Source organism: Streptomyces sp. GQ60, assembly GCF_059758875.1.
Map to the genome: position 1 here is coordinate 92072 of NZ_JCAXEG010000018.1, position 19531 is coordinate 111602.

Annotated in this window: 16 protein-coding genes; 8 read left to right on the forward strand and 8 right to left on the reverse strand. The window is 71.7% G+C overall.

The features are described from left to right. Entirely contained in the window at positions 1-1131 is a 1131-nt protein-coding gene (locus AC6CKD_RS31800; protein ID WP_498332197.1) for a trypsin-like peptidase domain-containing protein, read from the forward strand. 30 nt (positions 1132-1161) lie between these two features. Then, entirely contained in the window at positions 1162-2235 is a 1074-nt protein-coding gene (locus tag AC6CKD_RS31805; RefSeq protein WP_498332199.1) for a trypsin-like serine peptidase, read from the forward strand. Positions 2236-2322: 87 nt separating this feature from the next. Here AC6CKD_RS31805 and AC6CKD_RS31810 read toward each other — a convergent pair whose 3' ends face one another. After that, the gene (locus tag AC6CKD_RS31810) at positions 2323-2529 is read right to left on the reverse strand and encodes a hypothetical protein (RefSeq protein WP_498332200.1); all 207 of its coding nucleotides are present in this window, start codon (positions 2527-2529) and stop codon (positions 2323-2325) included. Between the two features lie 209 nt (positions 2530-2738). Here AC6CKD_RS31810 and AC6CKD_RS31815 point away from each other — a divergent pair, with 209 nt between their 5' ends. From AC6CKD_RS31815 to AC6CKD_RS31825, 3 genes are all read left to right on the forward strand, one after another. Continuing rightward, the gene (locus tag AC6CKD_RS31815; RefSeq protein WP_498332202.1) at positions 2739-3098 is read left to right on the forward strand and encodes a hypothetical protein; all 360 of its coding nucleotides are present in this window, start codon (positions 2739-2741) and stop codon (positions 3096-3098) included. Between the two features lie 86 nt (positions 3099-3184). Continuing rightward, the gene (locus AC6CKD_RS31820; protein ID WP_498332203.1) at positions 3185-4396 is read left to right on the forward strand and encodes a M4 family metallopeptidase; all 1212 of its coding nucleotides are present in this window, start codon (positions 3185-3187) and stop codon (positions 4394-4396) included. 226 nt (positions 4397-4622) lie between these two features. Continuing rightward, positions 4623-5594 (forward strand): PP2C family protein-serine/threonine phosphatase, encoded by a 972-nt coding sequence (locus AC6CKD_RS31825; RefSeq protein WP_498332204.1) that lies wholly within the window; start codon positions 4623-4625, stop codon positions 5592-5594. A gap of 34 nt (positions 5595-5628) precedes the next feature. On the opposite strand, the gene AC6CKD_RS31830 is transcribed toward AC6CKD_RS31825, so the two are convergent. Further along, on the reverse strand, positions 5629-8268 hold the full coding sequence (locus AC6CKD_RS31830) for a SpoIIE family protein phosphatase (protein ID WP_498332206.1): 2640 nt from the start codon (positions 8266-8268) through the stop codon (positions 5629-5631). A 159-nt stretch (positions 8269-8427) separates the two neighbouring features. Beyond that, positions 8428-9468 carry a glycosyl hydrolase gene (locus tag AC6CKD_RS31835; RefSeq protein ID WP_498332207.1) on the reverse strand — a complete coding sequence of 347 codons (1041 nt, stop codon included), beginning with the start codon at positions 9466-9468 and terminating at the stop codon, positions 8428-8430. A gap of 218 nt (positions 9469-9686) precedes the next feature. Here AC6CKD_RS31835 and AC6CKD_RS31840 point away from each other — a divergent pair, with 218 nt between their 5' ends. From AC6CKD_RS31840 to AC6CKD_RS31850, 3 genes are all read left to right on the forward strand, one after another. Continuing rightward, positions 9687-10379 carry an SMI1/KNR4 family protein gene (locus tag AC6CKD_RS31840; protein ID WP_498332209.1) on the forward strand — a complete coding sequence of 231 codons (693 nt, stop codon included), beginning with the start codon at positions 9687-9689 and terminating at the stop codon, positions 10377-10379. Between the two features lie 55 nt (positions 10380-10434). After that, positions 10435-11040 (forward strand): hypothetical protein, encoded by a 606-nt coding sequence (locus tag AC6CKD_RS31845; RefSeq protein WP_498332211.1) that lies wholly within the window; start codon positions 10435-10437, stop codon positions 11038-11040. A 103-nt stretch (positions 11041-11143) separates the two neighbouring features. Next, the gene (locus tag AC6CKD_RS31850; protein WP_498332213.1) at positions 11144-11650 is read left to right on the forward strand and encodes a DinB family protein; all 507 of its coding nucleotides are present in this window, start codon (positions 11144-11146) and stop codon (positions 11648-11650) included. Between the two features lie 102 nt (positions 11651-11752). Here AC6CKD_RS31850 and AC6CKD_RS31855 read toward each other — a convergent pair whose 3' ends face one another. From AC6CKD_RS31855 to AC6CKD_RS31875, 5 genes are all read right to left on the reverse strand, one after another. Further along, positions 11753-13189: a serine/threonine-protein kinase gene (locus AC6CKD_RS31855; RefSeq protein ID WP_498332215.1), complete on the reverse strand. Its 1437-nt coding sequence runs from the start codon at positions 13187-13189 to the stop codon at positions 11753-11755. Further along, entirely contained in the window at positions 13186-13995 is an 810-nt protein-coding gene (locus AC6CKD_RS31860; protein WP_498332217.1) for an FHA domain-containing protein, read from the reverse strand. Before AC6CKD_RS31860 ends, AC6CKD_RS31855 begins: the two co-directional genes overlap by 4 nt. 486 nt (positions 13996-14481) lie before the next feature. Then, positions 14482-16512, reverse strand: coding sequence for a DUF8189 domain-containing protein (locus AC6CKD_RS31865; RefSeq protein WP_498332218.1), 2031 nt, complete (start codon positions 16510-16512; stop codon positions 14482-14484). Between the two features lie 84 nt (positions 16513-16596). Further along, on the reverse strand, positions 16597-18105 hold the full coding sequence (locus tag AC6CKD_RS31870) for a DUF8189 domain-containing protein (RefSeq protein WP_498332220.1): 1509 nt from the start codon (positions 18103-18105) through the stop codon (positions 16597-16599). Continuing rightward, a complete protein-coding gene (locus AC6CKD_RS31875; RefSeq protein WP_498332250.1) occupies positions 18102-19019 on the reverse strand; it encodes an alpha/beta hydrolase in 918 nt (305 codons plus the stop codon). The genes AC6CKD_RS31870 and AC6CKD_RS31875 overlap by 4 nt, the downstream gene beginning before the upstream one ends. Positions 19020-19531: the final 512 nt, after the last annotated feature.

The window sequence follows — 19531 nt, forward strand, 5'->3', positions numbered from 1 at the left end:
ATGAGCGATCCGTATCTCTCCCAGGACGACGTCGTACAGCTGCGGGACACGGCGGTGGAGGCAGGGCTGACGGACCCGGGGCTGCGGAATCTGCTGTTCGCGGGAATCCTCCCCAAGTACCGCGGCTCGCTGCCGCACCTCGCGGCGCCCGGCCAACAGGTCCACTCGGACCTCAACGAGATGAACCGTGTGGAGCGGCTGATCGACGGCACCGTTCCGCTGGCCGTCTGGCTCCGCAACGCCGCCGACCAGCTCACCGATGCCGCCGCCCGCGACGTCATCCTCAAGGCACTGGACCGGGTGGCGCGCGACGCGGCCGGCGAGCCCGACGTGGCACCCGATGTCCCCACCGGGGAAACCAAGGAAGAGGTCATCTTCCGGGACGACACGGTGCCCTTCGGCTTCCTGAGCGGCGGAGCGCTGGCCGGGTCCTCGGTCGCCCGCATCAAGGTGCTGCCGTACCAGGGGGGCGCCCTGCTCCATCCGGTGGCGCTGCCCCACAGCGGCACCGGCTGGCTCATCGCCCCCGACCTCCTCGTCACCAACCACCACGTGGTCAACGCCCGCAAGCGCACCGACGGCCGGCAGCAGGTCGCGGACCCGGCGGACCTCCGGCTCCAGGCCAAGGGATCACGCTCCCGGTTCGACTACCTGAGCGAGGACGACACGGACGCCGAGGAAGCACAGGCGAGCGAACTCGTGGCCTGGGACGAGGAACTCGACTACGCCGTGCTGCGCCTGACCGCCGCCCCGCCCCGCCCCTTCCTCCGCGTCGCCACCGCACCACTGAAGGTGGCCAAGGACACGCCGGTGGCACTCAACATCATTCAGCACCCGGGTGGAGAGCCGAAGCGGATCGCGCTGCGCAACAACCTCGCCTTCGAGGCGGACGACATGGACGTGCGCTACTTCACCGACACCCGGGGCGGCTCGTCCGGCTCGCCCGTGCTGACCGACGACTGGACGGTGGTGGCCCTGCACCGCGGCACGCGGCGCGTGACGGACGTCAGCTTCCAGGGCAAGAGCACGGCCTTCGTGAACGTCGGCACGCAACTGAGTGCCATCCTGCGGCACCTGCGGGATCACAGCCCGCAGATCCACGACGAAATCGCTGCGGCCCAGTCGCGCTGACGCGGCGGGCACGATCACAGGAGGTGCGAGATGCGCGGTGGATCACCGGTGGCGACCGGGCCGGAGCAGGTCTTCCGAGAGGATCTGCTGGAGGTGGCCGCACGCGTGCGCAAGGGGCTGGACGCCGAGATCCCCGAGTCCGCCGAGGAGCTTCCCCGGGAGGAGGCGGCGGCCGCGCAGATCGGCCGCGCCGCCCGGGAGGAGCGGGCCAGGGTGCTGGAGGCCGGGGTGCGCGGGCTGGAGAAGCTGGCGGCGGGCCGCAGGGGCGACGTGGACGCGGACGAGTACTTCGGGGTGGAGGCGATCGTCCTGCTCGAAGGCCGCCCGGCGATCCTGGTCCAGGGCCAGGACTTCGCCTCGCAGCCGGGCGACTGGGCCCTGCTGGACGGGCAGCGGCCGTCCATCCGGGCGTCGATCGAGCGGGTCGGCCGGGTGGAGGTGACCGGCCACGCGGAACTGGACTGGCTGGGCACCGGGTTCCTGGTCTCGCCGTTCGCCGTGATGACCAACCGCCACGTCGCGGCCGAGTTCACCCGCGCGGACGGCGAGGGCGGGTTCACCTTCCGCCAGGGCATGGGTGCCCGCATCGACACCGCCGAGGAATTCGGCGCGCCCGCCACCGACGGATCGTTCGAGTTCGAGGTCACCGAGGTCATCGGCATCCACCGGGACGTCGACATGGCACTGCTCCGGGTGTCCCCGGCGGCGGGCGGCGGCGGGCCGCTGCCGACGCCGCTGGCGGTCGCCGCCGACGCTCCGCCGGACCTGGAAGGCCGGCCCGTGTACGTGGTCGGCTACCCGGCGGCGGACGGCCGCCGCAACGAACCGGCGGCCATGAGCCGCATCTTCATGGACATCTACAACGTGAAGCGGCTCCAGCCGGGCACGGCGACGGCCCTGGTCCCGGACGGGCCGGGGTTCACCATGACGCACGACTGCTCCACGCTCGGCGGCAACAGCGGCTCCCCCGTCTTCGACCTGGCCGACCACCGGGTGCTCGGCCTCCACTTCGGCGGCCGGTTCAGGTCGGGCAACTTTGCCGTGCCGCTGTTCCAGCTGACGGACGACCCGCTGCTGGAGCGGGCGGAGGTCAACTGGGTGTAGGGCGGCTCCGCAGTTGCGCGCGCGCAGGTCTCGCAGGCCCCGGGGCACACCACGCCCGGCGCGGGACGGAATGCCCGGGGCCCGCTTTCAGCTCGTGGTGATGGGTTCGCCGTCGTGCTCGCCGCCTATGCAGGTCCACAGGCCGGTGCCGGAGTCGTACTCCACCTTGCCCACCTTGTCGGCGATGCACTCGGGTCCGGTGACCGTCGGTGCGACAGCCGACGCGACGGGGACGGCCGCACCGAAAGCGGCCAGTACGAGTGCGGCGGTGAATCCGAGAACGCGTCTACGCATGGGAGCTCCTCTGGGGACGAGCGAACCTACACGTCAACTCCAGCTTCGCCCTGCGGCGCCTTGACCGCACTCTGACGCGGCGTTGCTCGGAGGGGGCGTTCTCCGGGGGCGTGTCCCCCGGACCGGGAGGAGGCTGATCACATGGCGAACACACCCGAGGTAACCGTAGGGGCGCCTGCGTGTACGTGATCAGGAAGGACAGAATGAAAATGCCCAGCACTTACGAGCGTTCCGGGATCGGGGGCAAGGCGCTCGATGAGGAGGAGAAGAAGGAGGACGGATATCCTCCCGGAACGCATTACAGGTACCGATCCGAGATCTCGAACAGCAGTGAAATTCTGAACGTGACCCGGGGCCGGCAGCGGACAACGGTGTTCAGAGTGGACAGTGGCGCGTGGCCGCGCGTCGTCGTGGACGTGTCGCCGCCTGATGAACGGATCGAGTTCGATCCGGTGAATCCCTACGCGAACGAAGAGAACATCGACCGGTACGGTCTTTCGCCGGTACGCGGCTCCACGGCGGAGACGCCCTACCGGGAGCTCCTGGAGAAGGCCCGCTCGAGCGGGTAGGGGGCCCGCTCGCCTTGCGTTTGCCGGTCGCTACGGGCGGCCGGAGACTGGTGATGTCCCTCGCCCTCTCCTTCAAGAGGTGTCCTATGCGCAGGACCTCGCGACTCAACTGCATCATCCCGCCGTACCTCCTCAGAAGGCTCCTGGAGAGCGAACACAGTGAGGTGCGCCAGGCCGCCTTGGACACCATGCTGACCACTGCTCGCCTGCGAGGTCAGCGAGAGGTCCGGGCGTCCTTCGCCGGCGCGGCCGCCCCCGGCAACGGCCGGCGCACCGTCTTCGACTGCGAGGAGGGAAGTTCCCTACCGGCCGCCGTCCTCGCCAGGTCCGAAGACGGACCGGAGGCCGTGGACGAGTCCGCGAACCGGGCGTTCGACGGACTCGGCCTGACGCGCGACTTCTTCAAGGAGGTGTTCCAGCGTGATTCGATGGACGGCCGGGGGATGCGCCTGGACGGGTACGTCCACTTCGGCGTGAAGTTCAACAACGCGTTCTGGGACGGACAGCACATGGTCTTCGGCGACGGGGACGGAAAGGTGCTCGGCAACCTCACCGGATCCCTCGACGTGATCGCCCACGAGCTGACGCACGGACTGACGGAGCACACCTCCGGCTTCGAGTACCACAATCAGTCCGGCGCCCTGAACGAGTCGATTTCGGACGTCTTCGGGTCGCTGGTCAAGCAGTGGTCGCTGAAACAGGCGGCCGAGGAGGCGGACTGGCTGATCGGCGCCGACGTGTGGACCCCCGGAATCGACGCCGACGCCCTGCGATCGATGAAGGCCCCGGGGCACGCCTACAACAATCCGCTGTTCGGAAAGGACCCCCAGCCCGACCGCATGAGCAAATTCGTCCACCTTCCCGACACCGAAGAAGGGGACAACGGCGGGGTGCACCTCAACTCCGGCATTCCGAACAAGGCGTTCTTCCTGACGGCCATGGGCATCGGTGGATTCGCATGGGAGGCCGCCGGGCCCATCTGGTACGAATCGCTCAAAGCGTCCGGCGCCGAAGCCGAGTTCCAGGATTTCGCCCACACCACCGTCCAGAAGGCCGGCGAACTGTTCGGCGTCGGCAGTGCCGAACAGTCGGCCGTGCTGGCGGCGTGGCAGGAGGTGGAGGTCTCCGTCAGGGGCGTCCCGATCGGCGCCGCCCGAGCACGGAGCCGGGCGGCCCACGAGAACGGCGGTTTGGGCCGGCAGGACGGCCTGGCAGCCCTCACCAGGCAGATCGGAGCACTGAGCGCCAAGGTGACGGCACTGGCCAAGGACGTGGACGCGCTGAAGGCAGCCAAATGAAGGTGGCGGCTCCCGCGACGCGCGGCGGGCCGGCGGCGGCCGGGGCGGGAGGCCGAGTCGGCTCGCCGGAGTGCCGTGCCTCCCATAGCTGGATACTCTGGGCATTGTGATCGAGTCTGGACCGCCGCGGCACCGTAGGCGCCCAGGACCCGGAAGACTTGTACGGCTGTCGCCGGTCATCCTGACCGTCGTCATCGCCAGCCTGGCCTACACCACTCCGCCGGACATGGCCTTCAGCCGCCTCCTTCCCGCGGCGCCGGCCCTGGCCGCCGCGATGTGGCCGGTCCTCCCCACCGTCCTGCTCGGGACGGCCTGCCTCCTTCTGATGATCGGCCTCAGCCTCGTCTTCCCCGATCTGGGCACGTGGTGGACGGCCTCGGGAATCATCGCGGTCACGGTGGCGGCCGCCTACGGAAGCCACGTCCGGCTCCAGCGCGAGCGCACCCTGTTCCAGGTACGGCTCGTCGCCGACGCCGCGCAGCAGGTGGTGCTGAGCCCCATGCCGCGCCGCCTGGGCAACATCGAGATCGAGTCGCTGTACCTCGCGGCCGCGGCGGAGGCCCGCATCGGCGGGGATTTCTACGAGGTGGTCGACACGCCTTACGGGATCAGACTGCTCATCGGTGACGTGCGGGGCAAGGGCCTGCCGGCCGTGGGAGCGGCCGCGGCGATCGTGAACGCGTTCCGGGAGGCTGCCTACGGCGAGGCCGACATGGTCAACGTGGCACGCCGGCTGGACGCCAGCAGCACCCGGTACAACTCCGCGTTTCCCCCCGACGGGGCGATGGAGCGCTTCGCCACGGCCCTTCTCGTCCAGATCCCGCACGAGGGCAGACGCATCGACATCCTCAACTGCGGACACCCTCCGCCGATGCTCCTGACCCGCGGAAGACTTCGTGTCCTGGAGTCCGCCACTCCCTCGCCGCTGATCAGCCTCGCGGAGCTGGTCGGCGATCACTACAACGTCGACACCTACGATTTCGACCCCGGCGACCTGGTGCTTCTCTATACGGACGGGATCGCCGAGGCCCGCGCCCGCGACGGCGAGTTCTTTCCCCTGGCGGCGTGGATGCGCCGACAGCCGCCGACGCCGCCCCGCGAACTGCTCACGGCTCTTCACCGCGATCTTCTGCGCTACAGCAGAGGACGCCTGGACGACGACGTCGCCGCCCTCGCCGTACGCCTGTGCGAGCCCTGAAGACGGCGGCTGGTGTCGGCGCAAGCCCGCCCGTTCACTGTTCCGGCAGCGGCTGCTCGGACCAGATGATCTTCCCCGTGCGCGTGTAACGGGTGCCCCATCGGCCGCCGATCTGAGCCACCAGGAAGAGCCCGCGACCGCCTTCGTCCGTGGTCGCGGCGTACCGCAGGTGGGGTGAGGTACTGCTGCCGTCGGAGACTTCGCAGGTCAGAAGCCTGCCGTCGTTCAGCAGTCGTACGCGGACCGGTGCGCTGCCGTGCCGGATGGCGTTCGTGACGAGCTCGCTCAGTACGAGTTCCGTGCCGAAGGCGAGCTCGGAAAGGCCCCATTCTTCGAGCTTCGCCACGGCGCGGGCCCGCACGCCCGCCACGGCATTCGGCTCGAACGGCACCTCCCAGTCGGCGATGCGGTCCGCGCCCAGCGCGTGCGTCTGCGCGATGAGGACGGCCACGTCGTCCCTCGGGCGGACCGGCATCACCCCGCTCAGGACCGCCCGGCAGGTCTCCTGGGGCCCCGGGCCGGCGTGCGAGAGCGCCGCACGGAGCAGCTCGAGTCCCTCGTCGATGTCGCGGCCGGGGTTCTCGATCAGGCCGTCGGTGTACAGCACCAGCTGCGAGCCCTCGCTCAGGTCCAGCTCCGCCGACTCGAACGGGAAGCCCCCGAGCCCCAGCGGTGCGCCCGGGGGCAGGTCGGGCATCTCCGCCGATCCATCGGGACGCACCACGAACGGCGGCACGTGGCCCGCGCGGGCCATCGTGCACCGCTGGGTCACCGCGTCGTACACGGCGTACAGGCAGGTCGCTCCGATCAGTTCGCCGTCGGTGACGCCTCCCTCCCCGGTCTGGTCGATGTACTGGACGAGGTCGTCCAGGCGCGCCAGCAGTTCGTCGGGAGGAAGGTCCAAGGACGAGAAGTTGAGCACGGCCGTACGCAGCTGGCCCATGGTCGCCGCGGCGCGCAGTCCGTGCCCGACGACGTCCCCTACGACCAGGGCCACCCGGCTGCCGGGAAGAGGGATCACGTCGAACCAGTCGCCGCCGACCCCGGAGTGGGCGGGCAGGTAGTAGTGCGCCACCTCCACGGCGTTCTGCTCGGGCAGCTCGCGCGGCAGCAGGCTGTGCTGGAGCGTCACGGCCAGGGCGTGCTCGCGGGTGTAGCGGCGGGCGTTGTCGATGGTGAGGCCCGCCCGTGCCACGAGCTCCTCGGCGAGCGAGAGGTCCTCGTCGTTGAAGGGTTCCGGCTTCCGCGAGCGCCAGAAGTTGGCCACGCCGAGCGTGACCCCGCGGGCCGTGAGGGGAGCGGTGATCAGGGAGTGGATGCCGAAATCGACGATCTCCTGGGCCCGCCGGGGGTCCTGGGCGTACCAGCCGGGCGCGTCGGCGAGGTCGGGCACCACCTCGGCCCGGCCGCTGGTGAAGCCGCGGGCCTGCGGTGTGGACGGCAGGAAGTCGATCAGCCTGCCGCGCGGATAGAGCGGCGAGTCGTCGCGGATGCCGCTGACCCCGGTACGGCGCAGCTCCGCGTCCGAGGTGGGCTCGTCCCCGTGCAGCACGGTCTCGGCCAGGTCCACGGTCACGAAGTCCGCGAAGCGCGGCACGGCGACGTCGGCGAGCTCCTGGGCCGTCCGCGCCACGTCGAGGGTGGTGCCGATGCCGGTGCCGGCGTCGTACAGCAGCTTCAGACGTCTGTGGGCCGCGTCGGCCCGTGCGCTGAGCACGCGCATCTCGGTCGAGTCACGGATGGTGACGGCCGCCCCCTCGGGGCCGCCGCCGGGCCGGGTCGGCCTCTGACTGATCACGAGCAGCCGGTCCGCGGCCTCGTGCACCTCGTCGGTGGCCTCCCGACCGGACTGCAGGAGCTCGGACACCTGCCGATCGAGGCCGGGCAGGTCCCGGATGAGGGACCCTTCGGCATCGGGGGAAAGCCGGAGGAGCCGCTTCGCCTCGTCGTTGGCGAGCAGGAGGCGCCCCGCGCCATCGATGATCAGCACCCCCTCGCGGACGGCGTGCAGCACCGCGTCGTGGTGCTCGTACATCCGTGTCATCTCCAGGGGGCCCAGCCCGTGGGTCTGGCGCCGGAGGCGTCTGCTGATCAGCGCCGCGCCCGCGGTGGCCAGGGCGAGGCCGGCCGCGCTGACGCCGAGGATCACGGGGAGTTGCCGGTCGACCACTCCGGTGACGCTCTTCACGGTGAGGCCGGCCGACACCAGTGCCACGACCCGGCCGTCGGCGGCGACCACGGGCACCACGGCCTGGATCTCGTTCCCCAGCGGACCGTCGACACTCTCCGTGTACACCCGGCCGGCGAGCGAGGGCTCGATGGTCCCCACGAACCGCTTGCCGATGCGGTCGGGCAGGGGGTGGGTGTAGCGGATCCCCTCGGTGTCCATCACCACGATGAAGTCCACCCCGGTGGCCTTGCGCGTCGACTCGGCGAGCGGCTGGAGGATCGCGGAGGGATCCGGGGAACGGAGGGCCTCCTGCAGCCCGAGCGAACGCGCGAAGGTCTCGGCGACCGCCACGGACCGGGTGCGGGCCTCGCGGTCGATGTCGTGGCGCGACTGGAGCACCAGCGCCAGCACCGTGCCGGCGGCGAGCAGCACCACGACCGCCACCTGCAGGAGGAACACCTGGCGGGCGACGCTGCGCCGGCGATTGCCGTTCAGTGACCGCACCGATTTCCCCGGTACGGGTTACATGGAGAGGTCACAAATCAGTTGTAGCATTGTCGGCCGCCCGTCGTGGGTTATGACGGCGATGCCGGGCGAGGCGCCTGTCCCCCTCCGATGATCACGGCGCCGGCCGTTCCGCGAACCGGCCCACGGGGCCGCCGGTCATCCCCCGCCTCGCCGACCTCCCGCGCGGGCGCCCGGACGGCTCTGGCCATCGGAGAGGAAGTCCCGGAAAACCTGCGAGGAGCGCGGATTCTGCCCGCACTGCCACACGCCGTGCGGGCAGAAGTCCGTGATGCTGTGGTAGAGCGGCCTGTGCTCCTCGATCCATTCCAACATGCGCCGGACGTACTCGGGATTGTCGCCGTGCCGGAACAGCCCCCACTCGGGATACGAGGTCTCCTTGCCGTGGGCCCTGGCGAAATCGACCTGGTGCCGCAGTCCATAGGGCTGGGTGACCTGCTGGTCGAAGGTCCGGCCGGGTTCCTGGTCGTACGAGTCCATCCCGACGACATCGACCACGTCATCACCCGGATAGCACCGGGTCCACGCGATCGCGTCGCCGCCACGGTTGGGGGCGAAGTCGAAACGGAATTCCTGTCCCGCCACGGAGCGCATGGCGGCCACGATGCGCCGCCAGTACTTCTTCCAGTTCTCGGGGTCGGGCCGGCACCGGTGGGTGTAGTCGAAGCCGTTCATCTCCCAGCCGAGCACGATCACCGTGTCCGGCACGCCGAGGTCGACCAGGCGCTGGGCCAGCCGCCGGAAGTGGTGGTCGTACGTGCCCCGCGCACCGGTGCGGATCAGCTCGGCGACCCGTGCGTCGGGGAAGCGGGCCTCGTTGCGCTCCTGCATGGGCACGTTCAGGACGAACAGCCGGTCGGCTCTCGCGTTGCGCCATCGCGCCCAGCTGCGCAGGGAATCGGGCGCCCCCTCGATGTTCGCCCAGGTGTCGCCCGGCAGATAGGTGTGCCCGGCGCGCAGCTCGGTACCCCCGAGCCAGCGCGAGAACTCCTGCATCCGCTCGACGCCGGGCGATCCGTAGTGCAGGTAGGCACCCAGCGCGACGTCGCTCCCGGCATGCGTGCCGGAGTCCTGCCGCTGCGGCGTCAAGGTGCCGCCCCGGGCTCCCCCGGTCAGGAGCAGGCCGAGGGCGACCGTGGTCGCGCACACGCCCGCCACGAAGCCGCGTCGACGGGACATGACACCTCCACTAGCCGCGCACCGATGTCTCTGGCAGCGACGTTAGGCATCTCATCCGATGCGCGTCCTGTCCTGCGTCCCGATGCTGGGCCATTCGCGGCAGCCACCCGCCGCCGCTTGACCCGACCGGGTGAAGCCCGCCCGGCGCACCGGGCGGCCCGGACACGACCGCGCACACCGGCTCCTGCTGCCGGGAACCGCTCCGGTAGCGTGGCCGGGTGATCTCCGGTGACACCCTCCTCAAGCGGCTGCGGGAACTGGCCGCCCGAGTCCCGTTCGACCTCGCGGTACAACCCGGCGTCCCGGCCGCCGACTTCGGCAGCTGGCCGGTCCCGGTGCCGGCCGCGGCCCGCGAACTGCTGGGCCGGCTCGGAGGCTTCGCCGTGCCGCCGGTGGAGTTCACGCTGACCGGCCACCCCCGCCAGTCCGGCGACCACGGCCTGCCGCACCCCCACTGGCTGGTCACCGACGACGGAGGCGGCGGCGTCACCTGGGTCGACATCGGGGCCGACGGCCGGTGGGGCCAGGTCCTGATGCAGTACCGCGAGGGCGGCCTCCACGTCGAGGCCGACTCGCTGGCCCAGTGGCTCGACCGCCTCATCGGCACGGCGGAGGAGCTGGTCGAGCAGACCGGCTTCGAGGAGGGCGTCCAGGCGTACGCCGACGATTTCTGGGACCTCCTGCACCCGGACGGCCCCGAACTGCCCCTCCACGGTGCAGCCCAACTCCGCGGCAGCCCGGACCCGGTCGTCGCCCGCTTCGCCGCCCGCGTGCCGGACGGCGCGCTGATCGCAGACCTCCGCGGAGCCCTGCCCGGCAGCCGCGCCCGGTTCGACCGGGTGCTCAGGCGGTACCGCCTGGCCCGGGCCGTCGGTGACCCCGTGTTCGCCGCCGTTCCCAGCGAGGAGTGACCGGGGGCCGGTAATCGGCCGTCCCCTGCCGCCGGCACCGGAACAGGAGCAGCCCATGCGTCTCTACGCCCAGATCCCGGCACGGCGGAACCGACAGATCCTTGCGGACCTGATCGCCGTACTGCTGATCGCCGCCACGGTGAAGTTCGCCCTGACCGTCCGCGACGCGATCATGCGGCTGGCCGAACCCGGACGCAAGGTCGAGAGCTCCGGCGAGAGCCTCGCCGGCGCCCTCGCCGAAGCCGGTGACACCGCCTCCGACGTGCCGCTCGTCGGCGGCCTCCTGACGAAACCGTTCCGGTCCGCGGCTGACGCCGGCATCGGACTCGCCGACGCGGGACAGTCACTGCAGGACGTCGTCGGCCAGGTGGCCACCCTGGCCACACTCGCCCTGATCGTCCTCCCCGTGGCCTTCGTCCTGCTGCTGTGGCTTCCCCCGCGCGTGCGCTGGATGCGCCGCAGCGCCACCGTCCAGGGCCTCCTCGACGCACCCGGCGGCGCCGACCTGCTCGCCCTGCGCGCCCTCACCGGACCGCCGCGTGCCCTCGCCACGATCCCCGCCCCCGCGGGCGGCCTCGCCGACGCCTGGCGCCGCGGCGACCCTCAGGTCATCGCCGACCTGTCCGAGATCGCTCTCAGGCGAGCGGGCCTGAGGCCCTGACGGGCGCGGCGGGGACGAGGACGGGACCGAGCCGGGAGGACCGGTGCGGACCCGTCGGAAAATGCCTCGACACCCGTCGTGCCGATCGGGGACGCTTCGGGGGATGACGAGAATCGACGACACACCTCCAGCGTGGGACGAGCGCACCCAGCTCACCACGTTTCTCCAGTACACACGTGACACCGCCCACGCCAAGTGCGCGGGCGTCTCCGCCGAGAACGCGCGCAGGGCGCTCCTGCCGGGCTCACCGCTGATGACCATGAGCGGAGTGATCAACCACCTGCGCTGGGTCGAGTACTACTGGTTCCAGGTGGTCTTCCTCGGCGAGGAAGACCACGGCCCCTGGACCGATGAAGACCCCGACCGCGAGATGCGCATCGCCGTCGACTTCCCGCTCGCGCAGCTCCTCGACGAATACGCCGAACAGAGCGCCCGCTACCGCGAACTGGTCGCCGCGGCAGCCCTGGAGCAGCGCGCCGACCGCGCCGTCCGCGACGGCCTCCACGTCGACCTGCGCTGGATCCTCCTCCACCTCACCGAGGAGACGGCCCGCCACAACGGCCACCTGGACATCCTGCGCGAGATGCTCGACGGCACGACCGGCACCTAGGTTCATGATCGACCACCCTGTCCAGGGGCCCGCGTGCTCCCTGGCATCGGTGGCCCCACCACCGTGCTGCGTTCGACCGGCTGCGGTGCTCGCGCGGGGGTGTCAGCGCCCGGTCGCGGGGTGCGGGCACGTGCGCAGTGCCGGGCGGTCCTTCGTGCGGACGGCGGGGAGCCATGCTGTGGGGGGTGTGGAGCCTGGCCGGAGGCGGACGTGGAACCAGCGGGTGGACTGCAGGTCCGCCTCGTCGATCACGGCCCGGCCGTCGGGCAACTGGCAGTCGACGGCGAGGGCGTCGCCGTGCCACACCCGGGACGGTACGACGTTGTCCGCCGTGTACGGGAGCATCGGGTCGATCGCCAGGCCCAGACTGCACTGCGGGTCGCGGTCGGCCCGCTCCTGGCAGCCACGCTCCGCGTTGAACACCCGGACCGTGCCGGCCGCCGCGCCCTCCAGACCGTCCCGTGCGGACGAGCTCGCCCGTGCCGCGTCCGACCACAGGGTCGTCCCGGCGATCCCGCAGAGGGCGGTGGTGAGGATCGCGGCGCGGGCCCGGCCCCACAGCCGTCCCGCGCACCTCCCCCGTGCCTCCTGTTCCGCGGCGATCCGGGCGAGCAGGCTCTCCGCGGTGTGCTGGGCACGTGCCTCGTGGGTCGGGGCGAGGCAGTCTGCGGCCAGTGCGCGCCAGAACGGCGGCACGGCCTGGTCCATGCGCAGCGGCGCGCGCCCTTCTCCGTACTCCTGGACTCCGGCGCCCCGTGCCATGGGCGTGGCGCCGGAGAACGGGGAGGCGCCGGAGCCGAACACCTCGTGGATGATGATGCCCAGGGCCCAGATGTCGGCACTCGGCCGGACCTTCACGCCCAGCTCGCCGAGGGGTGCCCGCCAGCGCTCGGGCGGCAGGTAGTCCAAGGTGCCCATGGGGGGCGCGTACCCGTACGTTCCCGTCAGCTGGGTGGCGAGCCCGAAGTCCGAGAGCTTCACGGAACCGTCGCCGTCCAGCAGGACGTTCTCCGGCTTGAGGTCGGCGTGGACCCAACCCGACCGGTGGAGGTGGGCGAGTCCCTCGCAGATCCCCGCGATCAGCCGGGCGCGGTCGGCCTCGGCCACCCCGGCGTCGAGGAGTTCCCGCAGGCTGCCCGTTGCCCGCTCCATGACCAGCACGATCGCGCCGTCCAGGGCGGGGCGGTCCGGTGCCTCGAGGACGAAGGAGTCCAGGAGGCGGATCAGCCGTGCGTGCCCGGCCCCGCGTCCCAGTTCGACCTCCCGGCGGGCGGATTCCACGATCCTGCGCGTCTGGCGCGGGGCGTACCCGGCGGTCGGCATGATCTTGAGCGCGAATTCTGCCGGTGCCTCGGACGCCTGCGCGGGGGCCCGGCCGGTCCGGTCCGGGTGCCCGGCGGGCTGTGCGGCGTAGACCGTGGACCAGCCTCCGGCCCCGATCAGGTGGGTGATCGTCCAGCCCCGCACCCGGTGGCCGGGTGGGAGCAGGTCCGTTCCGTCGCATTCCGTGATGTCGCGCAGGGCGTGGGGCGTCGTCATCGCGCGGTCTGCCGCTCCCGTCCGCCCGCCCCCGTCAGGGGTGGCAGCAGCGTCAGGTGCTCCTCGCGCACGAGCCCGAACCGCAGGGCGAGCCCGACGATCTCCTCGCGCTTGCCGTTGCGGCGGTCTGCCTTGCCGGGTTCGCGCGGGTCCGAGGCGCCGATGCGCAGCTTCTCCTCGGCGAGGTAGTCGATGTGCGAGCTGACCGCACGCGCGGTCAGGGTGGCGAAGGCGGCGTGGCCCTTGAGCCGTTCGACGATCTGCGGGGTCGTGGGGACGGCGACGCGGGACTGGTCGCGCAGGCGCGGTTCGCAGAGGGCGACGAGGACGAGGAAGTACGTGGCCGTCTCGTCCAGGGAGTACGCGGTGACCGTGAGGCGGCCCCAGGGGGCGCCCATGGCTTCCGTATCCAAGTAGATGTGGTCGGGTGCGAACACCTGGAAGGAGACGGGGACATCGCTGCGCGTGGGCAGCACGACGCGTGAGAACTCGAACGGGACGGGCGCCCCTACCCGGCGGGGCGGAACCCTCAAGTACTCGCCGGCACCCTCCGGGTTCTCCACGAGGTAGCTGTGGGTGGTGCTGTGGTTCGTCAACTGCCAGTGGTCATCGGTCACGCGGATCTCTCCGGCGAGCCGGGAGATCGCCGCGTCGGCGAGACGGAGCTCTACGGGGATCGCCGCGGAGCCGCGTCCGAAGCGGGCGACCTCGCCCGGTCCGAGGCGTAACGTCACGGCGTCGCCGTTCGGTTCGCCCCCGTCGGCGCCGCTGCACCCTTGCGGCAGATGGACGACTACACCGCTCACCGCTCCCCCCGTTCCACGCGTCGTGCCTGACCGTGAGTGGAACAATACTCATCTCTCGGGGGAGTTCATCGGCGCACTTCAGCCACTTCGGGCGGAGCTGTCCGCCGGGCCGGACCGCCGGGTCGAACTGCCGGCACCGGCTGCCCCGGGAGACTCCCGAGGGCCCTGCCCGAGAGGCCCGTCGGCCCCCTCCGCGCGGTCGACGCGCTGTGTCCCGGGTCACTTCGGCCCTGTGTCGGCGGTGGCGGTTTGGGGCTGTTTTCGACTCTCTGCCGAGCGGATCGGCGGAAGTTGTCGGGCCGCGGCGGGCGAGGGACGCCGTACGGTCGCCGTGGGCGTCCGCGCGGGATCCGCGCTCCCGTCCCGGTCGCGGGCGTCCCCGTCCGGGACCTGCCGGGGTGGGGAAGGTCACCGTGTCCCGTGGGGTCGCGGCGCCGCGGAACCGGTCTTTCGCCCCTTTCACTTGGCGCGATCCGCACTCATGGCTCAGAGTGCGGGACTGCCCGATACGACGGGTGCGACCGTCCGGTCTCCGAAAGCCGTCCACGGCCGCCAGCCGCCGCTCGGCCGGGCCTGGACGCGGGTGCGCATCCGGCCCTCGGTGGTGACGGCGAAGACGTGCGTGCGTCCGGTGGGGTCGAGCGCGGCCGCGGGCGGGGCGGCGAGCCTGAGGCCGGGCTCACCGAACTCCCTGCTGAAATCCCAGCTTCCGCCGGGGGCGGTCTGCCAGCGGTGGTCGAGCCGGGCGCCACCGGGCGTCAGCGAGAACGCCTCGAGGCGGCCGTCGGTGTTGGTGGCGAACACCGGGGCGGCGGCGCTCCAGCCGAACATCGGCAGCCACTCGTCCCAGCCTCCGTTCGGCACGGACTGCCGCCTGCTGAAGGTTCCCACGCCCGACGGTCCGATCGCGGCGACGGTGAGCCGGCCGCTGCCGTCCCTGGTCACCCGCGGCGCGGCGCCGGACGCGGTGCCGAAGCGCTGCCACGCGGCGGTCCAGGCGCCGCCCGGCGTCTCCTGCCACCGGTGGAAGATCCCGGCACCGCCGGGCGAGAGGGCGAACACCTCCAGCCGGCCGTCGGCGTTCGCAGCGACCACCGGTGGCGCGCCCGCGGCCCCGCCGAAGCCCGTCTCCCACGGGTCCCAGGCCGTGGATCCCGGTGCCCCCTGCCGTCGCCGGGCGACGGAGGCGCCGCCGGGGCTCAGGGCGAACACCTCCAGCCGGCCGTCGGCGCCGCGGGCGACGGCCGGGGCCGCGGCGGCCGGGCCGCCGAACTCCTCCCAGTCGTACCAGCCTCCGTCCGGGCGCTGGGCCCGGTGGTGCAGGTTGGCGCCCTCCGGGGCGAGCGAGAACACCTCGAGCGCTCCGTCGGCGTTGCGGCCGAGTGTGGGGACCGCACCGGCCGGCCCGCCGAACACCTCCCACTGCGACCAGCTGTCGGTGTCCGGGTCGAGCTGGACGCGCCGGAGCATCGAGCGGTCGGAGGCGTCGAGCGCGAACACCACGAGGCGGCCGGCGGCGTCGAGTCCGGCCACCGGGTTGTCCGCGCTCTGCCACGGCGGTGGCGTGTCCCGCCACTGGAGGGGTGCCACGTGCAGCCCGCCCCGGAACCAGCCCGCGGCGCTCGCGTACCAGGTGTCCCCGTCGGCGACCACTTCCACGGCGTGACCGGCCACGTGCCCCGCGTAGCCGGCGAGGTCGAAGCGGAAGGGGTCCCGGGACGCCAGCACGTCCGTGCCCTCGTAGCCACCCCGGGGCCCGATGAACAGGTAGTACCAGCCGTCCCGTTCCACGACGTACGGAGACTCGGTGACCGAGACGGTCGTGTCCGTGGTCGCGTCGGTGAACACGGTGCCCGGTTCGCTCCAGTGCACGAGATCCGCGGACCGCCGGCAGGCCACGACATGGTGACCGCCCGGGCCCGAGAGTTCCGTGTAGTACATGACCCACTCGCCGCCGACCCGCAGGACCATCGGGTCACGCGCCGCGAGCCCGCGGAACAGCGGGCCGGAGGGCACGCGCGTCCAGGTGAACAGGTCGGACGAGGTGGCGAGGTTGATCGCGGCGCCGCTCGCGCCGCCGGCCGCGTAGAACATCCAGAACCTGCCGCCCGCCTCCACGACGTGGGGCGCCCAGAGGTGCTCCTCGCCGAAGTAGGACGGGGCGACGGTGAGTGCGTCGGCGTGGGTGGTCCACGGACCTTCCGGGCTCGGCGCGGAGGCGTGGGCGAAGGAGGTCTCCCGCGCACTGTCGGGGGATTCACCGCGCGGCGCGCTGCGTCCGACGATGCCGAACAGGTGCCAGCGGCCCTGCGCCTTGATCAGCGTGTGGTCGTTGAGATAGCGCGGGCCGTCGGAGGTGGAGGGGTCGTAGACGTACGTGAACGGTCCCGCGCCGACCCATCGAGGAGACGGGACGGCGTCGGCGGCGTCGGCCGCGGCCCGGCCGGGGCCCGCGAACGGGAGCGCGCCCGCTCCGGCGGCGCCCAGCAACAGGTTCCGTCTGCTGATCGGAAGCATGAGTCTCTCCAGGGAGACCGCCTGGTCGGCCGGGCCCCCGCGGGCACGGCCGACCACGGGTCGGGTGGGAGTGGTCGGAGGGCGTCAGTCGAGGGCGGGACCGGCGGTGCCGTTGAGCCACATCCAGTCGGACCAGCTGGAGTAGCCGGTCTGCCATCTGTGGTAGGTGCCGGCGCGGCTGGTCCCGAAGACCTCGATCCTCCCGTCGGCGTTGGCGACCGCCGTGACCTCGCTGCCGCCGCCGCCGAAGGCTGACCAGTCACCGTACGATGCGTTGACGGCCGTCTGCCAGGCGTGCACGGCCGTACTGCCGTTCATCGCGAAGACCTCGATCCGTCCGTCCGCCGTGCGCACACTGGTGAGTTGCGCGTCCGCGGGACCACCGGTCGGCTCCCAGCTCGACCAACTGGACGGGCTCGTCTGGTACTTGTGGAACACGCCCTCCGGTCCGGAGGCGAAGACCTCCAGGCGGCCGTCGGCGTTGTGATCGGCGGTGAGGTCGTGGCCGCCGCCCCCGAAGGCGTCCCAGTTCGACCACCCTCCGTTGGGGGCCGTCTGATACTTGTGCTGGAAGGTGTCGCTGCCCAGGGCGAACACCTCCAGCCGGCCGTCGGGCGACTTCTCCAGCTCCAGGCGGCCGTTGGCGGGGCCTCCGCCGGTGGCCTCCCATTCCGACCAGCCGCCGTTCGGGGCGACCTGGTACCTGTGGAAGATGCCGGACGGATTGGAGGCGTAGACCTCGATCCGGCCGTCGGCGTTCACACCGGCCGCCGTGTCGCGTCCACCGCCGCCGAAGGTCTCCCAGTTCGACCAGCCGCCGGAGGGAGAGAGCTGCCAGCGGTGCTGGAAGGTATCGCCGGCCAGGGCGAACATCTCCAGGCGGCCGTCGGCATTGGGTGCGATCGCCAGTTCGGCGTTGCCCGGCCCGCCGAGCCGCTCCCAGGCCGACCAGTTGCCGTTCGCTTCCTGCTGCCAGGCATGCTGCACACCATCGGCGCCGGCCGCGAACACCTCGAGGCGTCCGTCCGCCGACCGCGCCGACACCACCCGGCCCGACTCCGCCGGATACACCAGCGGCTTGGGCCGCGGACCACTGCCCGGGGTGCACGGCAGCACGACGCCGCGCTCCGCGAGGTAGATCTCGGGGTCGATGCCGTAGGAGGTCGACTGGTCCCCCCAGATCCGCAGGTGCAGGTGGGGACCGTCGACGTTGGTGCCCTCCGCGCCCACCAGGGCGATCTGCTGGCCCGCCACGACGTGGTCGCCCTCGAAGACGTCCCGTCTGGACATGTGCCCGTACTCGGAGATCCTCCCGTCGGGGTGCAGGACGCGGATCCACTGGCCGTAGTCGCCGGTGTATCCGGAGATGGTCACCTTGCCGTCGCCCACCGCGTAGATCGGTGTCCCGACGTCGGCCCCGATGTCGACGCCGTTGTGGCCGCTGTGGAAGGGCTGGGTCACGGGTCCGGTGGTGGGACAGGCCGCGGTGAGATCGGCGGTCCGGGCCGCGGCCGACCCCGTGACGGCCGGCGCCGACAGCGCCGAGAGGAGGACGGCAGTGACCGCGAGAACGCGGCTCAGGGGGCCTTTCACGCCTTGCGCAGCCGGTGGATGACGCCGTTGATGTCGTCCTGCAGCAGATTGCGGCGGACCCAGTGGCCGCCGTCCACCTCATGTTGCTCGAAGGGGATGCCCGCGCGGTCGAGGTGCCACTTGAACTCCCGCTGGGTGGCGAGCACCACGGTCTCGTTCGCGTAGCCCTGGATGTCCTGGGGGCTGGTGCCGGCGACCAGGAAGACCCTCTTGTGCCGGTAGCTCTCGACGCGCTCGCACGGGTTGTCCGCGCTGACCCGGGCCTGGTCCCAGAAGGGCACGCCATAGATGCTGCCGCCGTTCAGTTCCACCGCGGCGGAGGAGGCGTTGGCCCAGTGGGTCACCACATCACCATTGCCCCCGCGCAGGTTGGCCGGGCCGGAGTGGGCGCTGACCGAGGCGAAGTGACCGTAGTACTTGGCCGCGTACTTCAGGGCGCCGAAGCCGCCCATGGAGAACCCGGAGACGGCGCGGCCGTCGTACTCGGCGTACGTGCGGAAGTTCGCGTCGATCCACGGGATCAACTGCCCGATGTGGAAGTGCTCCCAGTTCCGGGCGCCGACATTGGAGCTCACCGCGTTGGAGTACCAGCCGGCGCGCCCGCCGTCGGGCATGACGACGATGAGGTCCTTCCAGGCCGTCAGACCCCGGATGTCGTGGTGCGCGTCGAAGGTGATGAAGTCCTCCAGGCCACCGTGGAGCAGGTAGAGAACGGGGTAGCGGCGCCCGCTGGTGTGGTAGCCGTCGGGCAGCAGCACGTTGACGGCCGGGGTCCAGCCGCCGATGGCGGAGGTCTGGAACCGGTAGTACCACATCCGGTGATCCTGCTCGGCGCGTTCCGTGATGCGCAGGCCGAAGCCGTCACCGACGGCGGAAGCGGTCGACGCGGCGGCGAGGACTCCCGCGCCGCCCATGGCCAGCGCGGCCGAGAGGCCGCCGGCGGTCTTCAGGATGTTCCTGCGGGTGGGGTGCGCGCTCACTTTGTCCTCCTGGTTCGGGAGCCTGACGATGCGTCTGGAAGGTAGCAACGGTGCGCCGCGGGGAGACCCCGGAGGATTCCGGACTGACACGCGTGGGCGCGTCGGCTAAGGGCGGTGGGGGGAGCTGCCGGAACCGCCGCCGGCCGCCGGTAGCGGCCATGGCCGTTTGGTGACGGTGACGGCGATGAGCACGGCGGCGGCGACCGGTTCACAGGCTCCGGAGCGGGCCGGATCAGCCCATCCCCGTCGATGGCGTGAAGCCCCATGCGCTCCGGGCCGATGCGGCCGATGCGGCCGACAACGTAGTGGTGGTGGGGGTGTCGTGGGAAGCATCCGGAACGCTCCGGAGTGACACGGGCACGGGTGCCAGGTGAACTCTGTGTGCCCGGACTCTTCCGGCCGGTACCCGATGCGCGTCGGAACAGGTCGGCCGCCGCGGTCGGAAG

Bases quoted from the DNA above. Each gene is read 5' to 3' on its own strand.
- AC6CKD_RS31815 (WP_498332202.1), top strand. From the start codon at position 2,739: ATGCCCAGCACTTACGAGCGTTCCGGGATCGGGGGCAAGGCGCTCGAT.
- AC6CKD_RS31820 (WP_498332203.1), top strand. From the start codon at position 3,185: ATGCGCAGGACCTCGCGACTCAACTGCATCATCCCGCCGTACCTCCTC.
- AC6CKD_RS31810 (WP_498332200.1), bottom strand. From the start codon at position 2,529: ATGCGTAGACGCGTTCTCGGATTCACCGCCGCACTCGTACTGGCCGCT.
- AC6CKD_RS31850 (WP_498332213.1), top strand. From the start codon at position 11,144: ATGACGAGAATCGACGACACACCTCCAGCGTGGGACGAGCGCACCCAG.
- AC6CKD_RS31825 (WP_498332204.1), top strand. From the start codon at position 4,623: ATGGCCTTCAGCCGCCTCCTTCCCGCGGCGCCGGCCCTGGCCGCCGCG.
- AC6CKD_RS31845 (WP_498332211.1), top strand. From the start codon at position 10,435: ATGCGTCTCTACGCCCAGATCCCGGCACGGCGGAACCGACAGATCCTT.
- AC6CKD_RS31805 (WP_498332199.1), top strand. From the start codon at position 1,162: ATGCGCGGTGGATCACCGGTGGCGACCGGGCCGGAGCAGGTCTTCCGA.
- AC6CKD_RS31855 (WP_498332215.1), bottom strand. From the start codon at position 13,189: ATGACGACGCCCCACGCCCTGCGCGACATCACGGAATGCGACGGAACG.
- AC6CKD_RS31800 (WP_498332197.1), top strand. From the start codon at position 1: ATGAGCGATCCGTATCTCTCCCAGGACGACGTCGTACAGCTGCGGGAC.
- AC6CKD_RS31875 (WP_498332250.1), bottom strand. From the start codon at position 19,019: ATGGGCGGCGCGGGAGTCCTCGCCGCCGCGTCGACCGCTTCCGCCGTC.
- AC6CKD_RS31865 (WP_498332218.1), bottom strand. From the start codon at position 16,512: ATGCTTCCGATCAGCAGACGGAACCTGTTGCTGGGCGCCGCCGGAGCG.
- AC6CKD_RS31835 (WP_498332207.1), bottom strand. From the start codon at position 9,468: ATGTCCCGTCGACGCGGCTTCGTGGCGGGCGTGTGCGCGACCACGGTC.